Origin of the sequence: Proteus sp. G2673, assembly GCF_009915125.1 — a bacterium.
GTDB classification, from domain to species: domain Bacteria; phylum Pseudomonadota; class Gammaproteobacteria; order Enterobacterales; family Enterobacteriaceae; genus Proteus; species Proteus penneri.
Map to the genome: position 1 here is coordinate 1 of NZ_JAABLT010000017.1, position 14,256 is coordinate 14,256.

Genomic DNA, 14,256 nt, shown 5'->3' on the forward strand with positions numbered 1-14,256 from the left:
ATTTAATTATGTGTATGTGCAAATACTATCCATTATTTTAAAATAGATCAACCTAAAAAGACTTATTGGTTATCAGTAAAAAATTAAGGACCACCGAAGTGATCCTTATCTATAAACAGCCTTTGAATTATTATCGAATAAAGAAATTGATTAATTGCTCTCTGGTTGTATCTGCACCGAACTCAACACAGATATCATATAACTTATTGAGTTTATTTAGTGAAGGTTTGCGTTTTGCATAGCGAAGCTGATGTGATAGATACAGTTGGCTATACCCCGTTCTTTGAGAGAATGCTTCTCTTTGCTTAATCGTTAAGCCATTCCAAAATTTTTTAAAGTCGAAAACTTCCATACATTCACCTGATTGATTAACCTAATAATGATAATAATCAATTTGGTACTTTACCAAAAGGGTTATTTATCTATTTAATACACCATAAGTTAATCAAATTTGTATAAAGAATAGACACCAAAGGACTTGGAAATGAAAAGCATTGCTGAAATTAGAAAAGATAATCTGATTTATATTATTGAGCGTTATTACGAAGGTAAGCAAAAATTGCTGGCTGATGCTCTTGGTGTAGCACCAAGCATGATCTCTCGTTATCTGTCACCAAAAGATTTAAAGAGTCACCGTGAACTCACTGACCCAATGTCACGTAAAATTGAATACGTAACAAAAATATCTAAATATTGGATGGATGTAGACCATCTAAAAATCGGCCACGTTGAGTCAGAAAATGAAGAATATATTCCAACAGAAATTGGAAAAATAATTTCAGATAATATTACGACATTCATGCTAAAAGACGGTATCAAATCAAGAGTGAAACTCGCCATTGATTCCGGGTTAGCTCAATCAACCGTAAATCGCATTATCAATTGTGAAGCCAGTGCAACTGCTGAGAGCATCGATGCAATAGCCAAAGCAATGGATCGCCAAGCATACGAACTACTAATCCCTAAAAATAACAAAAGCGATATCAATTACGATAGAAAGTTATATGCTAGATTACCTGCAAGCGAACAATCAGCAATTGAAAATTTTATTGAGTTTATTATCAATAAACACCATCCAAAAGACCTTGAGTCATCAGCTGAATAACACAAAAAAAACAACCAAATTGGTTAATTTTATATTTTTTATTTTACATTAATTAACCATTTTGGTAATTTACATTCCCTTATTTATGCGCCATAGTGATTATTCATCAGCAAAATCTGATGTCGGGATTGGTCTCCTGATAACTACGAAGGCGCATACACCGCGCAAGCGGTTTTTTTGTATGCGAAATACAGCTACACCTATTCAATGGTGGACTGTGCGGAGGCACCTCAGGGTGCGCCGGTTCCCTTTGTAGCCGGTAAGACCAACTCCGTACAGTTCACCACCAGTCTGATTGGTCTCAGCTGTGGTGATTAACCTAACTACAAAGGTGATCTCCATGACAAGTTTAAGTATTTCTCCATCTAATTTACCCTCCATTGTTCATAACAATATGCCAGTTATTACTACTGAATTATTGGCTAATGTTTATGAAACAGATACCAAAAACATCCAAATGAATTACTCAAGAAATAACCAGCGATTTATTGCTGGTAAACATTTCTTTAAACTCACAGGTTCTATTTTAAAGGATTTTAAAAACAGACCCACTAATTGTTGGTCTGTTGCAAAGCAAGCTCGTAGCTTAATTCTATGGACAGAACGTGGTGCTGCACGCCATGCTAAAATGTTAGATACCGATCGCGCATGGGATGTATTCGAAATTTTAGAAGATAACTATTTCACTAAACATAAACCTAATACTCGTATCGGTAACTCATTACCAAACAACGCATCAACAGAAGAATTACTAGCACTTGTCGATCAGTTACAACGCACCATCCATGAAGGTGAGTTTATCCCTGCCAACCAATGCAAATTCCCACTTACCAACAAAAAACCATCTCAATTAATCGATGAATTTGCTAATAATCCTAATCAGTGCGTTTTGCATAATGCTATTTCATATCTAAAGAAGTGTGGAAACAATGTTACTGAAGCAGAACGAGCTTTAAATCACATTCGTTTTTCTCTTATTGAGTTACATGAAACAATCAGAGAAATACGCATTCACAATCAAAGAGTTGAAAAAATAACTAGGCATTTATAACGTTTTTAGGCACTAGAATAAACTGGTGCCTTTTTGACCTTGTTCACAAATTCATATCCATTTTGGTAAATTATTTATTTTTATCGGTTGACATTGGTTAATTTGTGGTTATGATTAAAAACAAAGATTAACCAATTAGGTTAATAGCTCTTTAACAATATGGATAAAAGAGACTGATTTTTTAATGCGCTCAGACATAACCAATTTGGTGATTAGTCATGATCTTTTATATCAAAGACGGTAAGCATGTATTTACCTTATCTGGCTTAAATGAGTCACAGTCATTTGACAATTTTAAAGCCGGTATTGAGTGGGCTTATGTAAGAAAGCTCGCATTACAAACAGAACAATTAGTAGGTAAACAAAATGTCAGACACTAAGCACTTAAATGTGTTGATTGCAAAAGCTCTTTTACTTAACCAAGATATTACTGATAGCGAACAAGTAGATGCGCTAACAGCTCATATCAATGGTGATATTGAAAAAGAAGAGTTTAAGCAATATGAACACTTTATTAATATCACGTTACTTGCACTTTCATTGGTTCCTAATATCAGCAGCGAACTCAGTGAAGAGCAAATCGTTAACGCTATTATGTCATTTATTGATAACCCTGATATGCGTAGCGTTCGTCATAGAGTTAATCACTTTAACTCATTAATAAATCCAAAAACAACCTCAAATGAGGTAGAAAAAAAGGAAGTACCTCAGGAAGAGGTGACTTTTAACGCCAGTAAAGATAACCAAAACGGTCAACACAAGGAGGCGGAAGATATTCCAAAGGAAGAAAATGACCAACCTGCTTATTTTGAACCTGGTCGTTATCCCGATATTCCTAACGAGGTGTATCACAGTTCAAACGGTATCAGTAGTTCGATGCTAAAAGATGCTCGTATTAGTTTGATGTATTACGAGTTACGCCATGTAACAAAAGTTATTGAACGTGAAAATAAGCGTTGTTTCGACTTAGGTAGTGCATTTCACACGTTAACAATGGAGCCTGAAAAGTTTGATGCTGAATTCAGTGTTAAACCAATTATTCCAGAAGGTGCCTTTACAACAACGGAAACAATGAAGTCATGGATTGACGAATACAACAATAAGTTGCCTAAAAAGCTCTCACAAGATGAGTTAAAAGCGATTATTGAAGAACATAATGCCACTCTGACACCGCAACTTTCCACCAGCGGAAAAGCCGAAGAGATAGGTCAGATATACATGCAGTTGCCCGATGAATTTAAAACCATCCCTGAAGATGGGAAATTTACTGGTGCAGCAATGAAAGCCTGTATCAAAGCCTATAACGATACTTTGCCAACACCATTGAAAACCTCAGGTAATACAGACGCATTACTTGAGCAGATAAACGGCATCAATCCTGAATTATATTTAGCAGAAACAAATAAACCTGAGCCACTTAGAAAACCCGTCAAAAAAGATGATCTCATGCAGGTCATTAAAGAAGTTAACCCTGATGCTGTATTTGAGGATGAAATCATTAGCCAATGGCTTAGTGACGATTCAAAAATTCACGTTCAAACCGTTGACTATGAAATGGCAAATAACATGCGTAACGCTGTTATGAACCACAAAGAAGCATCCAGTTTATTAAATCACCCTAACCGCGTATCAGAAGTGAGCTACTACGGCATTGATGAAGATACTGGTCTTGAAATTCGTGTTCGTCCTGATATCGAAATTCAAACAGAAAATAACCGATTAGGTTTTGACCTCAAATCAGTAGCACTTGGTCGATTTAAACAAGATGCCATTGAAGCCATGATCCGCAGAGAAATCATTAATCGCGATTATCACATCAGTGCAGCTATGTATTGTGATGTGGCAATGCTGGATCAGTTCTTCTGGATATTCGTTAACAAAGACGAGCATTACCACTGGGTCGCTATCGTTGAAGCATTACCTGAATTACTTGAATTAGGTCGTGCAGAGTACAAAAAGACACTGCGTGATATTAGACGCGCTATGGATACAGGATATTGGCCAGCGCCTATCACCACTACTCTCACTATCGGTATCACTGACTTTGAGCAGAGAAAGTTAGAAGAACTGCAAAACGAAGTCGCTTAATAAAACTGCACTTGAACAATCAGTCGCACGCTTGGAGTAAATATTATGTCAGAAGTAGCAACTCTCGAAAGAAACCAATCAGTAATGAATAACACATCATTACTTTTTAATCCTGAATCATTAGACCGTATTGTTAAATTTGCTGAGCTAATGGCATCAGGTACAGCAACGGTGCCAAGACATCTGCAAGGTAAACCATCTGATTGTCTTGCTATCACAATGCAGTCCGCACGTTGGGGAATGGATCCTTTCGTTGTCGGTCAAAAAACTCATGTCATCAATGGTGTGCTTGGTTATGAAGCCCAATTAGTAAATGCAGTTATTACCAGTTCAAATGCTGTTGTAGGTCGGTTCCATTACAAATACGGTGGCGACTGGGAAAAGATTGTAGGCATGAAAGATAAACGTGATGAATCGGGTTTATTTATTGAAGTCGGTGCAATTTTAAGAGGTGAAGAAGAAATTACATGGGGTGAGCCTGTTTACCTTGCTGATGTACAGACTAGAAACTCACCTCTTTGGAAAACAATGCCTAAGCAACAAATCGCGTATCTCGCTGTAAAATATTGGGCCCGTCTTTATTGTCCTGAAGTTATTCTTGGTGTGTATACGCCAGAAGAACTTGAAGATCGTCCGATTAAAGACATCACCCCACAGAAAGAACGTGTAAGCATTGATGAAATCACTACCCAGCAACAACCAAATAATGCTGAACCTGTAAAAGAAGCTCAAGGCGAGTTTATACCTAAGTTCGATGCTGAAGCATTTAGATTAGCTATTGATGATGTTCAGACTGTCGAAGAAGCTAAAAATATTCGTGCAGAAATTGAGAATTTAAAAAATGAAATGGGGATCAACCTGTTTACTGAATTAAAAAATAAAGCAGTACAGGCATACCACCGCATTGATACACGTAATGCCCTAGAAGCTTCTATCAACTCACTTCCTGAATCGGGTTCACCCGAAGCCACAGAAGCATTTGAAAAAGTAGACAAGCTACTTAAATCAAGCAAAAGAAAACTTGGTGATGAATTATACGAGTCTTTCTCTATCACACTTGATGATATGCGCCCTGAATACCAGTAATCCTATTTAATGTGGAGCTGTATCGCTCCACAGGAGTTTAGATATGAATATTAAATTACCTATCAACCCTATTCGTATGCCTGCTGTTTTAAAGCTAACAGGACTTTCTCGCTCAACTATTTATACATTAGAAAAGAACGGAGATTTTCCAAAGCGTATGTATTTGTCGGTGCGTTGTGTTGCTTGGGAAGCGGAAGAAGTTGATGAGTGGTTGAAAAAACGTTCTCAATCAAGAAAGACGCCTAAGTATTACACCGAACGTAAGCGTAATGAAGCTGGGCAGTTTGTGAGTAACGCCTAACCATCCTACCCCTTTAACCAAAGGATATAACCATGAAAACTTTACACGGTCGCTGTATTCAGAGATGGAAGCAACGATTCAAGAGTGTTTGTGATTCTAAGGTTTCACCTTATTACAGAAAACGCGACTTGAAAGGATTTTGTCGTGAATGTGGCGTCATTGCTGCTGACATGATGATCCAAAATATGGCAGAGAATAATGCAATTGTTGACTTCAATGGATGCTGGCAGGGATGGTCGCCTGAATTTTCAAAGTTCTTTGACGAGAACCGAGAAAAATATATTACCGAGGCTCGTTTGTTTCTCAACGAAGAAGCCACTAACGACGAAATAGACGACTTAATCGAAGAAGAAATCTCTAATTGGAATTAGGGCTCAGTGCAAGGATGCAAACAGGAGATAGATATGACAAATAAACTCAAAGAAGAAATTAACGCGATTCAAGGTAGAGCCGCAATGGCAAATATTGATGCATGCATCATGGTAAGACTCTCCTTAACTATTCAAATTGCATCCTTTTTAATCGAGAAAGGAAAAACAATTGAAGCTAAGGACTGGTTACTTGGCGCGTTAGAGTGGGGAGCTGATGTAAACATCTTTGATGACCTAGATGATAGTGACGGGAGTTCAGAAGATATTCAAGCGTGGTTCGATAAGCGAATGGAAGGCGAAATTAGCTTTGCAGAAGCAATTGAATTAATCCGCAAACATTACACCGAACTCGAAAAGCTACGGACAGCTTAATTTAACTCGCAGGGATGCAATAAGAGGAATGAATATGAAAGAGCGTGGAATTATTTTTAATGCTGAAATGGTTCGTGCCATTCTCGATGGGCGTAAAACTCAAACACGGCGGATTATAAAGTCTGTGCCAGCGACTCATAACTTTCATGGCTGGGTAATGTCGAGCACACAAGCTAAAGATGAAGGTAAAGCTTGCTGGGCTATCGGTGATTCACCGCTACTCAAAGAACCTATTCGCCTTAACTGCCCACTAGGTAAAATCGGTGATCGTCTTTGGGTTCGTGAAACATGGCGTAAATTTGATTTTTCAGATGAGTGTGGTTGCAGTGAATATCCATGTGGATGCCCTGAAAACGGAGCTATTATGTATCGCGCAACGCAAGATGACGGTGAATCTAAATGGAGGCCATCTATACACATGCCTCGTAGATATTCGCGCATTACGTTAGAGATCACCGATGTTCGTGTTGAGCGCCTGCAATCAATTAGTGAAGCAGATGCAAAGGCAGAAGGCTTTGATAATTCACAATCTGATGCGACTAATTCCATTGGATGGTTTGAAAAACCAATAAGGGCATTTCGGCGTATTTGGGAAAATATTTACGGTGATGACGGATGGAATAATAACCATTGGGTATGGGTTATTGAGTTTAAAAAGGTGGAATGATGAAAGTTGAACAATCTCAAGTTACTAAGTTAGTAATAACGGATGTTGAGCGACATGATCCTATCCATGTTTACCTTGAGGACTACGGCGATAATCAAAACGGCCGTATCACAATTAGCGAAAGTGGTTGTTCGTGGTCTTGTTTTTGGGGCTCTATGGGTGGATCACTGACTGAGTTTATTCAGAGAATTAATAATCACTACTGGATAGGTAATCTAGATTCTAATTTAATCTATGAGATAGACGCTGATAACGATGCAAATGCTGAATACGCTAAAAAGAAAGTTATCGAACTACGCAAATATGATGAAATAGATAAATACGAAGCAAGGGAATATTGGGATTTAATCGAAGCATCAGATGATGTTAAAGATGATTGTTGCAATAGTTTTTTAGGTGGTAAATTGCTTAGCTTGTTTGGTGATGATGCTTGGTATAACGATTGGCCTTCTATTCCCAACCCTCAATACCTAAGAATGGAATCAAGATTAAACGCTGTTCGTGAGGCATTAAAGCAAATAAAGGCGGAGTGAAAATAAAAAATGGATAAAGAAATGTTAGAATATGCAAAAGAATTAAAAAAACGTAGTGAGTCATTAATTAAAGCTGAACTTGAAAATGACGAATTTAATTACAGGTTAAGAAATTGGGATAAATTAATACATCCCAAAAATTTAATTCAACTATGTAATGCGTTAGAGTCATCAATTAAAACTAACGAAGATAGTAGCAAATTAATAGAAGCATTTTGCGCCGACGATGTTGATTGGCATAAATTAATAGATAAAAAGAACATGGAAAGCTCTCAGCTAATTGATTTAATCATGAAGCTAGTCGATAAATTTTGTAACGCTGAAAATAAAGTTGATAGAGAACAAATGAAATTAGGTGTTCTTTATGCTCGCAATCATTTAATTAGTGCATACAGAGCTAACTTCATTGATTGTGATGAAAAGCAGTTTGCAATGTTTATGAATACGTTAACTTATATTGCAAATAAATCAATTGATATTGAATTAAGAATGGATGATGTATTAGTTTGTAATGACGAAGCTGAAAAATGGATTGAATCAAAATTGGTATATAAAAATGAAGCCAATACTTGATATGTGTTGTGGCTCTCGTATGTTTTATTTTGATAAACATGATGACCGCGTTTTATTTAATGATATTAGAGCCGAAGAACATATTTTATGTGATGGGAGAATTTTAAATATAACACCAGATGTTATTTCTGATTTTAAAAACCTTCCATTACCAGATAATACCTTTTATCAGGTGCTATTTGACCCTCCTCATTTAATTAGAGTTGGTAAAAATAGTTGGATGTTTAAAAAATACGGCTCGTTAAATAAAGACTCATGGAGAGACGATTTAAGTAAAGGGTTTAGTGAAGCATTTAGAGTGCTTAAGCCTGGAGGAACATTGCTGTTCAAATGGAATGAAACCCAAATACCTGTTAAACAAATTTTAGCACTAACAGACCAAAAACCAACAGCAGTACAGCGTGTAGGTAAAAATGATAAGACGCACTGGATCTCTTTTCTTAAGGAGGTTAAATGAAAAAATACGACCTTATCTATTGTGATCCTCCGTGGGATTACAAAAATAAAGTTTCAAACGGTGCTGCTAAAAACCATTATCCAACAACCTCCCTCTTCAATTTAACTCATATCCCTATTCATTCTATTGCATCTGATAACGCAGTTCTTGCCATGTGGTATACCGGTAATTTTGTACTCGAGGCTATTAAATTAGCTGAAGCTTGGGGCTTTAAAGTCCGCACAATGAAAGCTTTTACATGGGTTAAGTTTAACCCTTTAGCATGGCAACGAATTGATAAGGCTATTCAAAACAGTGAGTTATTTGATTATCACGACCTGTTTGAACTATTAGATGCTGAAACAAAAATGAATGGGGGAAACTACACCAGAGCCAATAGTGAAGATGTTTTAATCGCTACTCGAGGCAATGGATTAGAGCGCATTAGTGCTAGCGTTAAGCAAATCGTATTTAGTTGTTTAGGTGAGCATAGCGAAAAGCCATGGGAAGTAAAAAACCGTCTTGAACAGTTGTACGGTGATGTAAGTCGCATTGAGCTATTCGCTCGTGACATGTCACAAGGTTGGGATGCATGGGGCAATCAATGTCCTAACAACAGTATCGAACTTATCAACTCTCATTTTATTTGTAAGGAATAAATATGCCTGATATCGCAGATGATGCTAATGACTTAACGGCTCTACAAATCAATACCGCATTAGCAAACAGAGAGCCACCAGCAAAAAGCTTAACTGGGTTTTGTATCTGGTGTCGTGAAGAGCCAGTAACAGAGAACAGCGCTTACTGTTCTAAAGAGTGTGGGGATGATCACGCTCAGTACAAAAGGAAAAACGGATAATGATTATTGTACTCACGTTATTAGCCGTGTACTTATGGCTTGCTGGATATCTGTTTTCAGAATCTAAGCACGAAAGCGACAATATAAAAGATATTGTGGCCAGACTGTTTTACTCAACAATCTGGCCTGTTGTTGGTGTGCTTTACCTATCGTCACTACTTGCTTATAAAACACTTGGCGAAGAATGACAAAGCGTTAATCTTTCTCTTTTATCCATTCATCCACCATATCAGCCCACTCTTGTAACATCTTCCTACGCTGTTCAGCATATTCAGCTTTGTTGTAAACGGCTCTAACGCCATTTTGAACGTGTGCTAAACATTTCTCTATCCAATCTGAGTTATAACCTGCTTCGTGCAATAGCGTGCTGGCTGTGCGTCGTAAATCGTGAACAGTAACCGGTTCGAACTCAATACCTTTTTCATTGATACGTTTTACGGTGCCATCAATCACGTTATTCAATGCAGCATTAGAAAGTGGCTTTTTAATATCATATCGACCAGGCATTAAGTAATCGCTTCCCATCGCGCAGACTTTCATTCCGGTTAGGATATCCATTGCTTGATCAGAGAGATAAATAACATGCTCTTTTCTCCCCTTCATTCGCCCTTTAGGGATCACCCATTGCCTATTTTTAAAATCTATTTCATCCCATGTAGCATGAATAAACTCAGACTTTCTGACTAATGTCAGCAAGACAAACTTAACGGCCAATTTTAAGGTTGGATAACAACTATAGTTTTCTAATTCACGAAATAAGATACCGATTTCTTTCGGTGACATTGCCCTTTCGCGCGCTTGAAAAGTCCCTATCGAAGATGCCTTTATTGCATCTGCTGGGTTACTAATTTCATAACCTCTATCTATGGCATAAGTAAAAACGGATCCAACAATCTCACGTACTTGTAATGCGGTCGCTTTTGCTCCCCTATCTTTTATCTTTTCACACAATGCTCTAAGCCGTGGTGTGGTGATCTCTTCTAGTTGAAGCTTGCCGAATACAGGATAGATTTCTTTTTCAATAATCGCTTCTTTCATGGCCCTTGTAGAGTCGGCATATTGAGCATCACGAAGGAAATTGACGGTATAGTCTTTGAATACCGTCCCTATTTTTTTACTCTCAATACCGTCACGTTTCTTTGAAGCTGGCGATATACCTACGTTTAGTAGCCTTTTTGCTTCAATTAATTCGGCTCTTGCTTCTGCAAGCGTGATACCGTCAGCACTGTATCGACCAAAAGTAACCGTTTCTCTCCTTCCATTAAAACGATAATCATATCTAAATGAAATAACACCACTTTTTGTCACTGCAACGTATAAACCATCTCTGTCAGACACTTTATAAAGCTTGTCTTGTGGCTTTAAACTTCTCAGTTTTGTATCGGTCAGCATGCTATAACCTCAATGCTGATACCGTCAAATGACAGCAAATTCATGACGGTATCAGTATCTTAATTTTATAATTTATATTTTGATACCGTCTACTATACCGTCATTTTTTTCGGTTCTTGTCAACCATTACCAACCATAGAAAACAAAAAAGCCACCAGTAACATACTGATGGCTCTTGGTTTTTTAACCTTTATCAACTATTACTGATAAACGGTATTTTATTCCCACTCAATGGTTGCTGGTGGCTTACCGCTAATATCATAAACAACACGGGAAATTCCACTTACTTCATTGATAATGCGGTTAGAAACACGACCTAAGAAGTCATACGGCAAATGTGCCCAATGCGCAGTCATAAAGTCCACGGTTTCAACTGCGCGTAATGAAACAACCCAGTCATATTTACGGCCGTCGCCCATAACACCCACTGAACGTACAGGTAAGAACACAGTAAATGCTTGGCTTACTTTGTTATATAAGTCAGCTTTATGTAGTTCTTCAATAAAGATAGCATCAGCACGGCGTAATAAATCACAGTACTCTTTCTTGATCTCACCTAATACACGAACCCCTAAACCAGGTCCTGGGAATGGGTGACGATAAAGCATATCGTAAGGTAAACCTAACTCTAGGCCAATTTTACGCACTTCATCTTTAAACAGTTCTTTTAATGGCTCAACTAAGCCCAGCTTCATATCTTCTGGTAAACCACCCACATTGTGGTGTGATTTAATCACATGAGCTTTACCAGTTGCTGATGCTGCTGATTCAATCACATCAGGATAGATAGTACCTTGTGCTAACCATTTAACTTGTGGCTGTTTAACGGCCTCTTCATCAAAGATTTCAATGAATGTATGACCAATGATTTTGCGTTTTTTCTCAGGATCGTTTTCGCCTTTCAGTGCAGTCAAGAAGCGATCTTCGGCTTCAACATGGATAATATTAAGGTCAAATTTACCTTTAAACATTTCCATCACTTGTTCTGCTTCATTCAGACGTAATAAACCATTATCAACAAATACACAGGTTAAACGTTTACCAATTGCACGGTTTAATAGTAATGCGGTAACAGAGGAATCAACACCACCTGATAATGCTAAAATAACGTGATCATCACCAATTTGCTCCTTTAAACGCGCAACTGTGTCTTCAATAATTGCAGCCGATGTCCACAAAGCATCACAACCACAAATATCTAAAACAAAACGTTTTAAAATCGCTAAACCTTGGTGAGTATGTGTCACTTCTGGGTGGAATTGAACGCCATAGAAGCGTTTTTCTTCATTGGCCATAATAGCAAATGGGCAAGTTTCAGTGCTTGCTACTGTCACGAAGTCTGATGGAATAGCAGTAACTTTGTCACCGTGGCTCATCCACACATCTAATAATGGTTTACCATCTTCACTAACTGAATCTTGAATATCATTGAACAGTGCACAAGTTTCACGAATTTCAACTTGTGAATAACCAAATTCACGCTCACCAGAAACTTCGACGTCGCCACCTAATTGCATCGACATCGTTTGCATACCATAACAAATTCCTAATACAGGAACACCTGCATTAAATACATATTCTGGCGCACGAGGACTATTGTCTTCTGTAGTGCTTTCAGGGCCACCAGACAGAATAATACCATTAGGATTAAATTCACGAATTTGTTCTTCTGTAACATCCCATGCCCAGAGTTCACAATAAACGCCGATTTCACGAATACGACGAGCAATAAGCTGCGTATACTGTGAACCGAAATCAAGGATAAGAATGCGATGATTATGGATATTTGCTGTCATTTGTGGTGAATTCCAAAACAGATAAAGTCATAAAGTTGAAAGGCTTGCGCTGTATTATTACCACAAGCCTTTCTCGGAATAAATTACATACCTAAGCGATAATTAGGTGATTCTTTTGTGATAGTAACATCATGAACATGGCTTTCCTGAATACCCGCACCACTGATGCGAACGAATTCAGCTTTAGTATTTAATTCTTTAATGGTTGCGCAGCCTGTTAAGCCCATGCATGAACGTAAACCACCCATTTGTTGATGAACGATGGTTTTCAATAATCCTTTATAAGCAACACGACCTTCAATGCCTTCTGGTACTAATTTGTCTGCGGCATTATCAGTTTGGAAGTAACGGTCTGATGAACCTTTAGACATTGCACCTAATGAACCCATACCACGGTATGATTTATAAGAGCGACCTTGGAACAGTTCAATTTCACCTGGAGATTCTTCAGTACCTGCAAACATTGAACCAACCATAACGCAAGCTGCGCCCGCTGCTAATGCTTTCGCGATATCACCAGAGAAACGAATCCCACCATCGGCAATAACAGGAATGTTGCGATCTTTTAGTGCTTCTACCGCATCTGCAATAGCGGTAATTTGCGGTACACCAACGCCTGTTACGATACGTGTCGTACAGATTGATCCTGGGCCAATACCTACTTTAACCGCGCTTACACCAGCATCAGCTAATGCTAAAGCTCCTTCTGCGGTTGCAACATTACCACCAATAATAGGTAAGTTAGGATATAAAGCACGAGTATCACGAATACGTTGCAGTACACCTTCAGAATGACCGTGAGAAGAGTCAATAAGCAAAATATCAACGCCAGCAGCAACTAATGCAGCCACGCGCTCTTCATTACCTGCCCCCGCACCAACAGCGGCACCAACACGTAAACGACCATGTTCGTCTTTACAAGCATTAGGTTTACGTTCTGCTTTTTTGAAATCTTTTACAGTGATCATACCTTTCAGGTGGAAGTGGTTATCAACCACTAACGCTTTTTCTACACGTTTTTCATGCATTTTTTGCATAACGATATCGCGTGCTTCACCTTCTTGTACTGTCACTAAGCGTTCTTTAGGTGTCATTACCGCAGTAACAGGTTGGTCTAAATCAGTTACAAAACGAACATCACGACCAGTAATAATACCCACTAATTCGTTATCATTCGTCACAACAGGATAACCGGCAAAGCCATTGCGTTCAGTCATTGCTTGAACTTCACGTAAAGAAGTTTCTGGTGTTACGGTGATAGGATCAGTGACAACACCACTTTCATGTTTTTTCACACGACGAACTTCTTCTGCTTGGCGTTCGATAGACATGTTTTTGTGGATAAAACCAATTCCACCTTCTTGAGCTAATGCGATAGCTAAAGGCGCTTCAGTCACAGTATCCATTGCAGCAGAAAGCATAGGAACATTTAGGCGGATTGTTTCAGTCAGTTGAGTAGATAAGTCGGCAGTATTAGGAAGAACAGTGGAGTGTGCAGGAACTAACAAAACATCATCAAATGTAAGTGCTTCTTTTTTAATTCGTAACATAGCAATATCTCACCAAGGCGGCTTTTAAGAAATAGAAAATATTGCCGCGGCATTATACACACCGAAATCGATTGCT

Annotated in this window: 20 protein-coding genes; 16 read left to right on the forward strand and 4 right to left on the reverse strand. The window is 38.2% G+C overall.

Annotated elements, in window-relative coordinates; translation table 11 throughout:
* Positions 1-130 precede the first annotated feature (130 nt).
* Complete coding sequence (locus GWI59_RS08015; protein ID WP_161724419.1) at positions 131-352, reverse strand: hypothetical protein; 222 nt, start codon at positions 350-352, stop codon at positions 131-133.
* A gap of 132 nt (positions 353-484) precedes the next feature.
* Here GWI59_RS08015 and GWI59_RS08020 point away from each other — a divergent pair, with 132 nt between their 5' ends.
* The 16 genes from GWI59_RS08020 to GWI59_RS08090 all read left to right on the forward strand — a co-directional run bounded on the left by GWI59_RS08020 (position 485) and on the right by GWI59_RS08090 (position 9,630).
* Positions 485-1,105, forward strand: a complete 621-nt coding sequence (locus tag GWI59_RS08020) for a helix-turn-helix domain-containing protein (RefSeq protein ID WP_069368903.1) — start codon at positions 485-487, stop codon at positions 1,103-1,105.
* A 177-nt stretch (positions 1,106-1,282) separates the two neighbouring features.
* Positions 1,283-1,423 carry an ash family protein gene (locus GWI59_RS17690; RefSeq protein WP_128860637.1) on the forward strand — a complete coding sequence of 47 codons (141 nt, stop codon included), beginning with the start codon at positions 1,283-1,285 and terminating at the stop codon, positions 1,421-1,423.
* A gap of 22 nt (positions 1,424-1,445) precedes the next feature.
* Positions 1,446-2,156 carry an ORF6N domain-containing protein gene (locus tag GWI59_RS08030; RefSeq protein WP_069368902.1) on the forward strand — a complete coding sequence of 237 codons (711 nt, stop codon included), beginning with the start codon at positions 1,446-1,448 and terminating at the stop codon, positions 2,154-2,156.
* A 218-nt stretch (positions 2,157-2,374) separates the two neighbouring features.
* The gene (locus tag GWI59_RS17405; protein WP_004243375.1) at positions 2,375-2,536 is read left to right on the forward strand and encodes a hypothetical protein; all 162 of its coding nucleotides are present in this window, start codon (positions 2,375-2,377) and stop codon (positions 2,534-2,536) included.
* The gene (locus GWI59_RS08035; protein ID WP_161724421.1) at positions 2,523-4,244 is read left to right on the forward strand and encodes a PD-(D/E)XK nuclease-like domain-containing protein; all 1,722 of its coding nucleotides are present in this window, start codon (positions 2,523-2,525) and stop codon (positions 4,242-4,244) included. The genes GWI59_RS17405 and GWI59_RS08035 overlap by 14 nt, the downstream gene beginning before the upstream one ends.
* A gap of 45 nt (positions 4,245-4,289) precedes the next feature.
* Positions 4,290-5,330, forward strand: a complete 1,041-nt coding sequence (locus tag GWI59_RS08040; RefSeq protein WP_156868310.1) for a RecT family recombinase — start codon at positions 4,290-4,292, stop codon at positions 5,328-5,330.
* 43 nt (positions 5,331-5,373) lie between these two features.
* Complete coding sequence (locus GWI59_RS08045) at positions 5,374-5,631, forward strand: helix-turn-helix transcriptional regulator (RefSeq protein WP_161724424.1); 258 nt, start codon at positions 5,374-5,376, stop codon at positions 5,629-5,631.
* A 32-nt stretch (positions 5,632-5,663) separates the two neighbouring features.
* Complete coding sequence (locus GWI59_RS08050) at positions 5,664-6,002, forward strand: hypothetical protein (protein ID WP_161724426.1); 339 nt, start codon at positions 5,664-5,666, stop codon at positions 6,000-6,002.
* A gap of 33 nt (positions 6,003-6,035) precedes the next feature.
* A complete protein-coding gene (locus tag GWI59_RS08055) occupies positions 6,036-6,374 on the forward strand; it encodes a hypothetical protein (RefSeq protein WP_161724428.1) in 339 nt (112 codons plus the stop codon).
* Positions 6,375-6,408: 34 nt separating this feature from the next.
* Positions 6,409-7,041, forward strand: coding sequence for a hypothetical protein (locus GWI59_RS08060; protein ID WP_161724430.1), 633 nt, complete (start codon positions 6,409-6,411; stop codon positions 7,039-7,041).
* Complete coding sequence (locus GWI59_RS08065; protein WP_161724432.1) at positions 7,041-7,574, forward strand: hypothetical protein; 534 nt, start codon at positions 7,041-7,043, stop codon at positions 7,572-7,574. Before GWI59_RS08060 ends, GWI59_RS08065 begins: the two co-directional genes overlap by 1 nt.
* Before the next feature lie 9 nt (positions 7,575-7,583).
* Positions 7,584-8,147 (forward strand): hypothetical protein, encoded by a 564-nt coding sequence (locus GWI59_RS08070; RefSeq protein WP_161724434.1) that lies wholly within the window; start codon positions 7,584-7,586, stop codon positions 8,145-8,147.
* A gap of 19 nt (positions 8,148-8,166) precedes the next feature.
* Positions 8,167-8,604, forward strand: a complete 438-nt coding sequence (locus tag GWI59_RS08075) for a class I SAM-dependent methyltransferase (RefSeq protein ID WP_237612101.1) — start codon at positions 8,167-8,169, stop codon at positions 8,602-8,604.
* Positions 8,601-9,242, forward strand: a complete 642-nt coding sequence (locus tag GWI59_RS08080; RefSeq protein ID WP_161724444.1) for an MT-A70 family methyltransferase — start codon at positions 8,601-8,603, stop codon at positions 9,240-9,242. The genes GWI59_RS08075 and GWI59_RS08080 overlap by 4 nt, the downstream gene beginning before the upstream one ends.
* Before the next feature lie 2 nt (positions 9,243-9,244).
* The gene (locus GWI59_RS08085) at positions 9,245-9,442 is read left to right on the forward strand and encodes a hypothetical protein (RefSeq protein ID WP_036936127.1); all 198 of its coding nucleotides are present in this window, start codon (positions 9,245-9,247) and stop codon (positions 9,440-9,442) included.
* On the forward strand, positions 9,442-9,630 hold the full coding sequence (locus GWI59_RS08090; RefSeq protein ID WP_004250848.1) for a hypothetical protein: 189 nt from the start codon (positions 9,442-9,444) through the stop codon (positions 9,628-9,630). Before GWI59_RS08085 ends, GWI59_RS08090 begins: the two co-directional genes overlap by 1 nt.
* A 7-nt stretch (positions 9,631-9,637) precedes the next feature.
* Here GWI59_RS08090 and GWI59_RS08095 read toward each other — a convergent pair whose 3' ends face one another.
* The 3 genes from GWI59_RS08095 to guaB all read right to left on the reverse strand — a co-directional run bounded on the left by GWI59_RS08095 (position 9,638) and on the right by guaB (position 14,180).
* Positions 9,638-10,834 (reverse strand): tyrosine-type recombinase/integrase, encoded by a 1,197-nt coding sequence (locus GWI59_RS08095; protein WP_069368889.1) that lies wholly within the window; start codon positions 10,832-10,834, stop codon positions 9,638-9,640.
* 218 nt (positions 10,835-11,052) lie between these two features.
* Positions 11,053-12,630, reverse strand: a complete 1,578-nt coding sequence (guaA, locus tag GWI59_RS08100; RefSeq protein ID WP_006533010.1) for a glutamine-hydrolyzing GMP synthase — start codon at positions 12,628-12,630, stop codon at positions 11,053-11,055.
* 83 nt (positions 12,631-12,713) lie between these two features.
* Complete coding sequence (gene guaB / locus GWI59_RS08105; protein WP_072064176.1) at positions 12,714-14,180, reverse strand: IMP dehydrogenase; 1,467 nt, start codon at positions 14,178-14,180, stop codon at positions 12,714-12,716.
* Between the last annotated feature and the right edge of the window lie 76 nt (positions 14,181-14,256).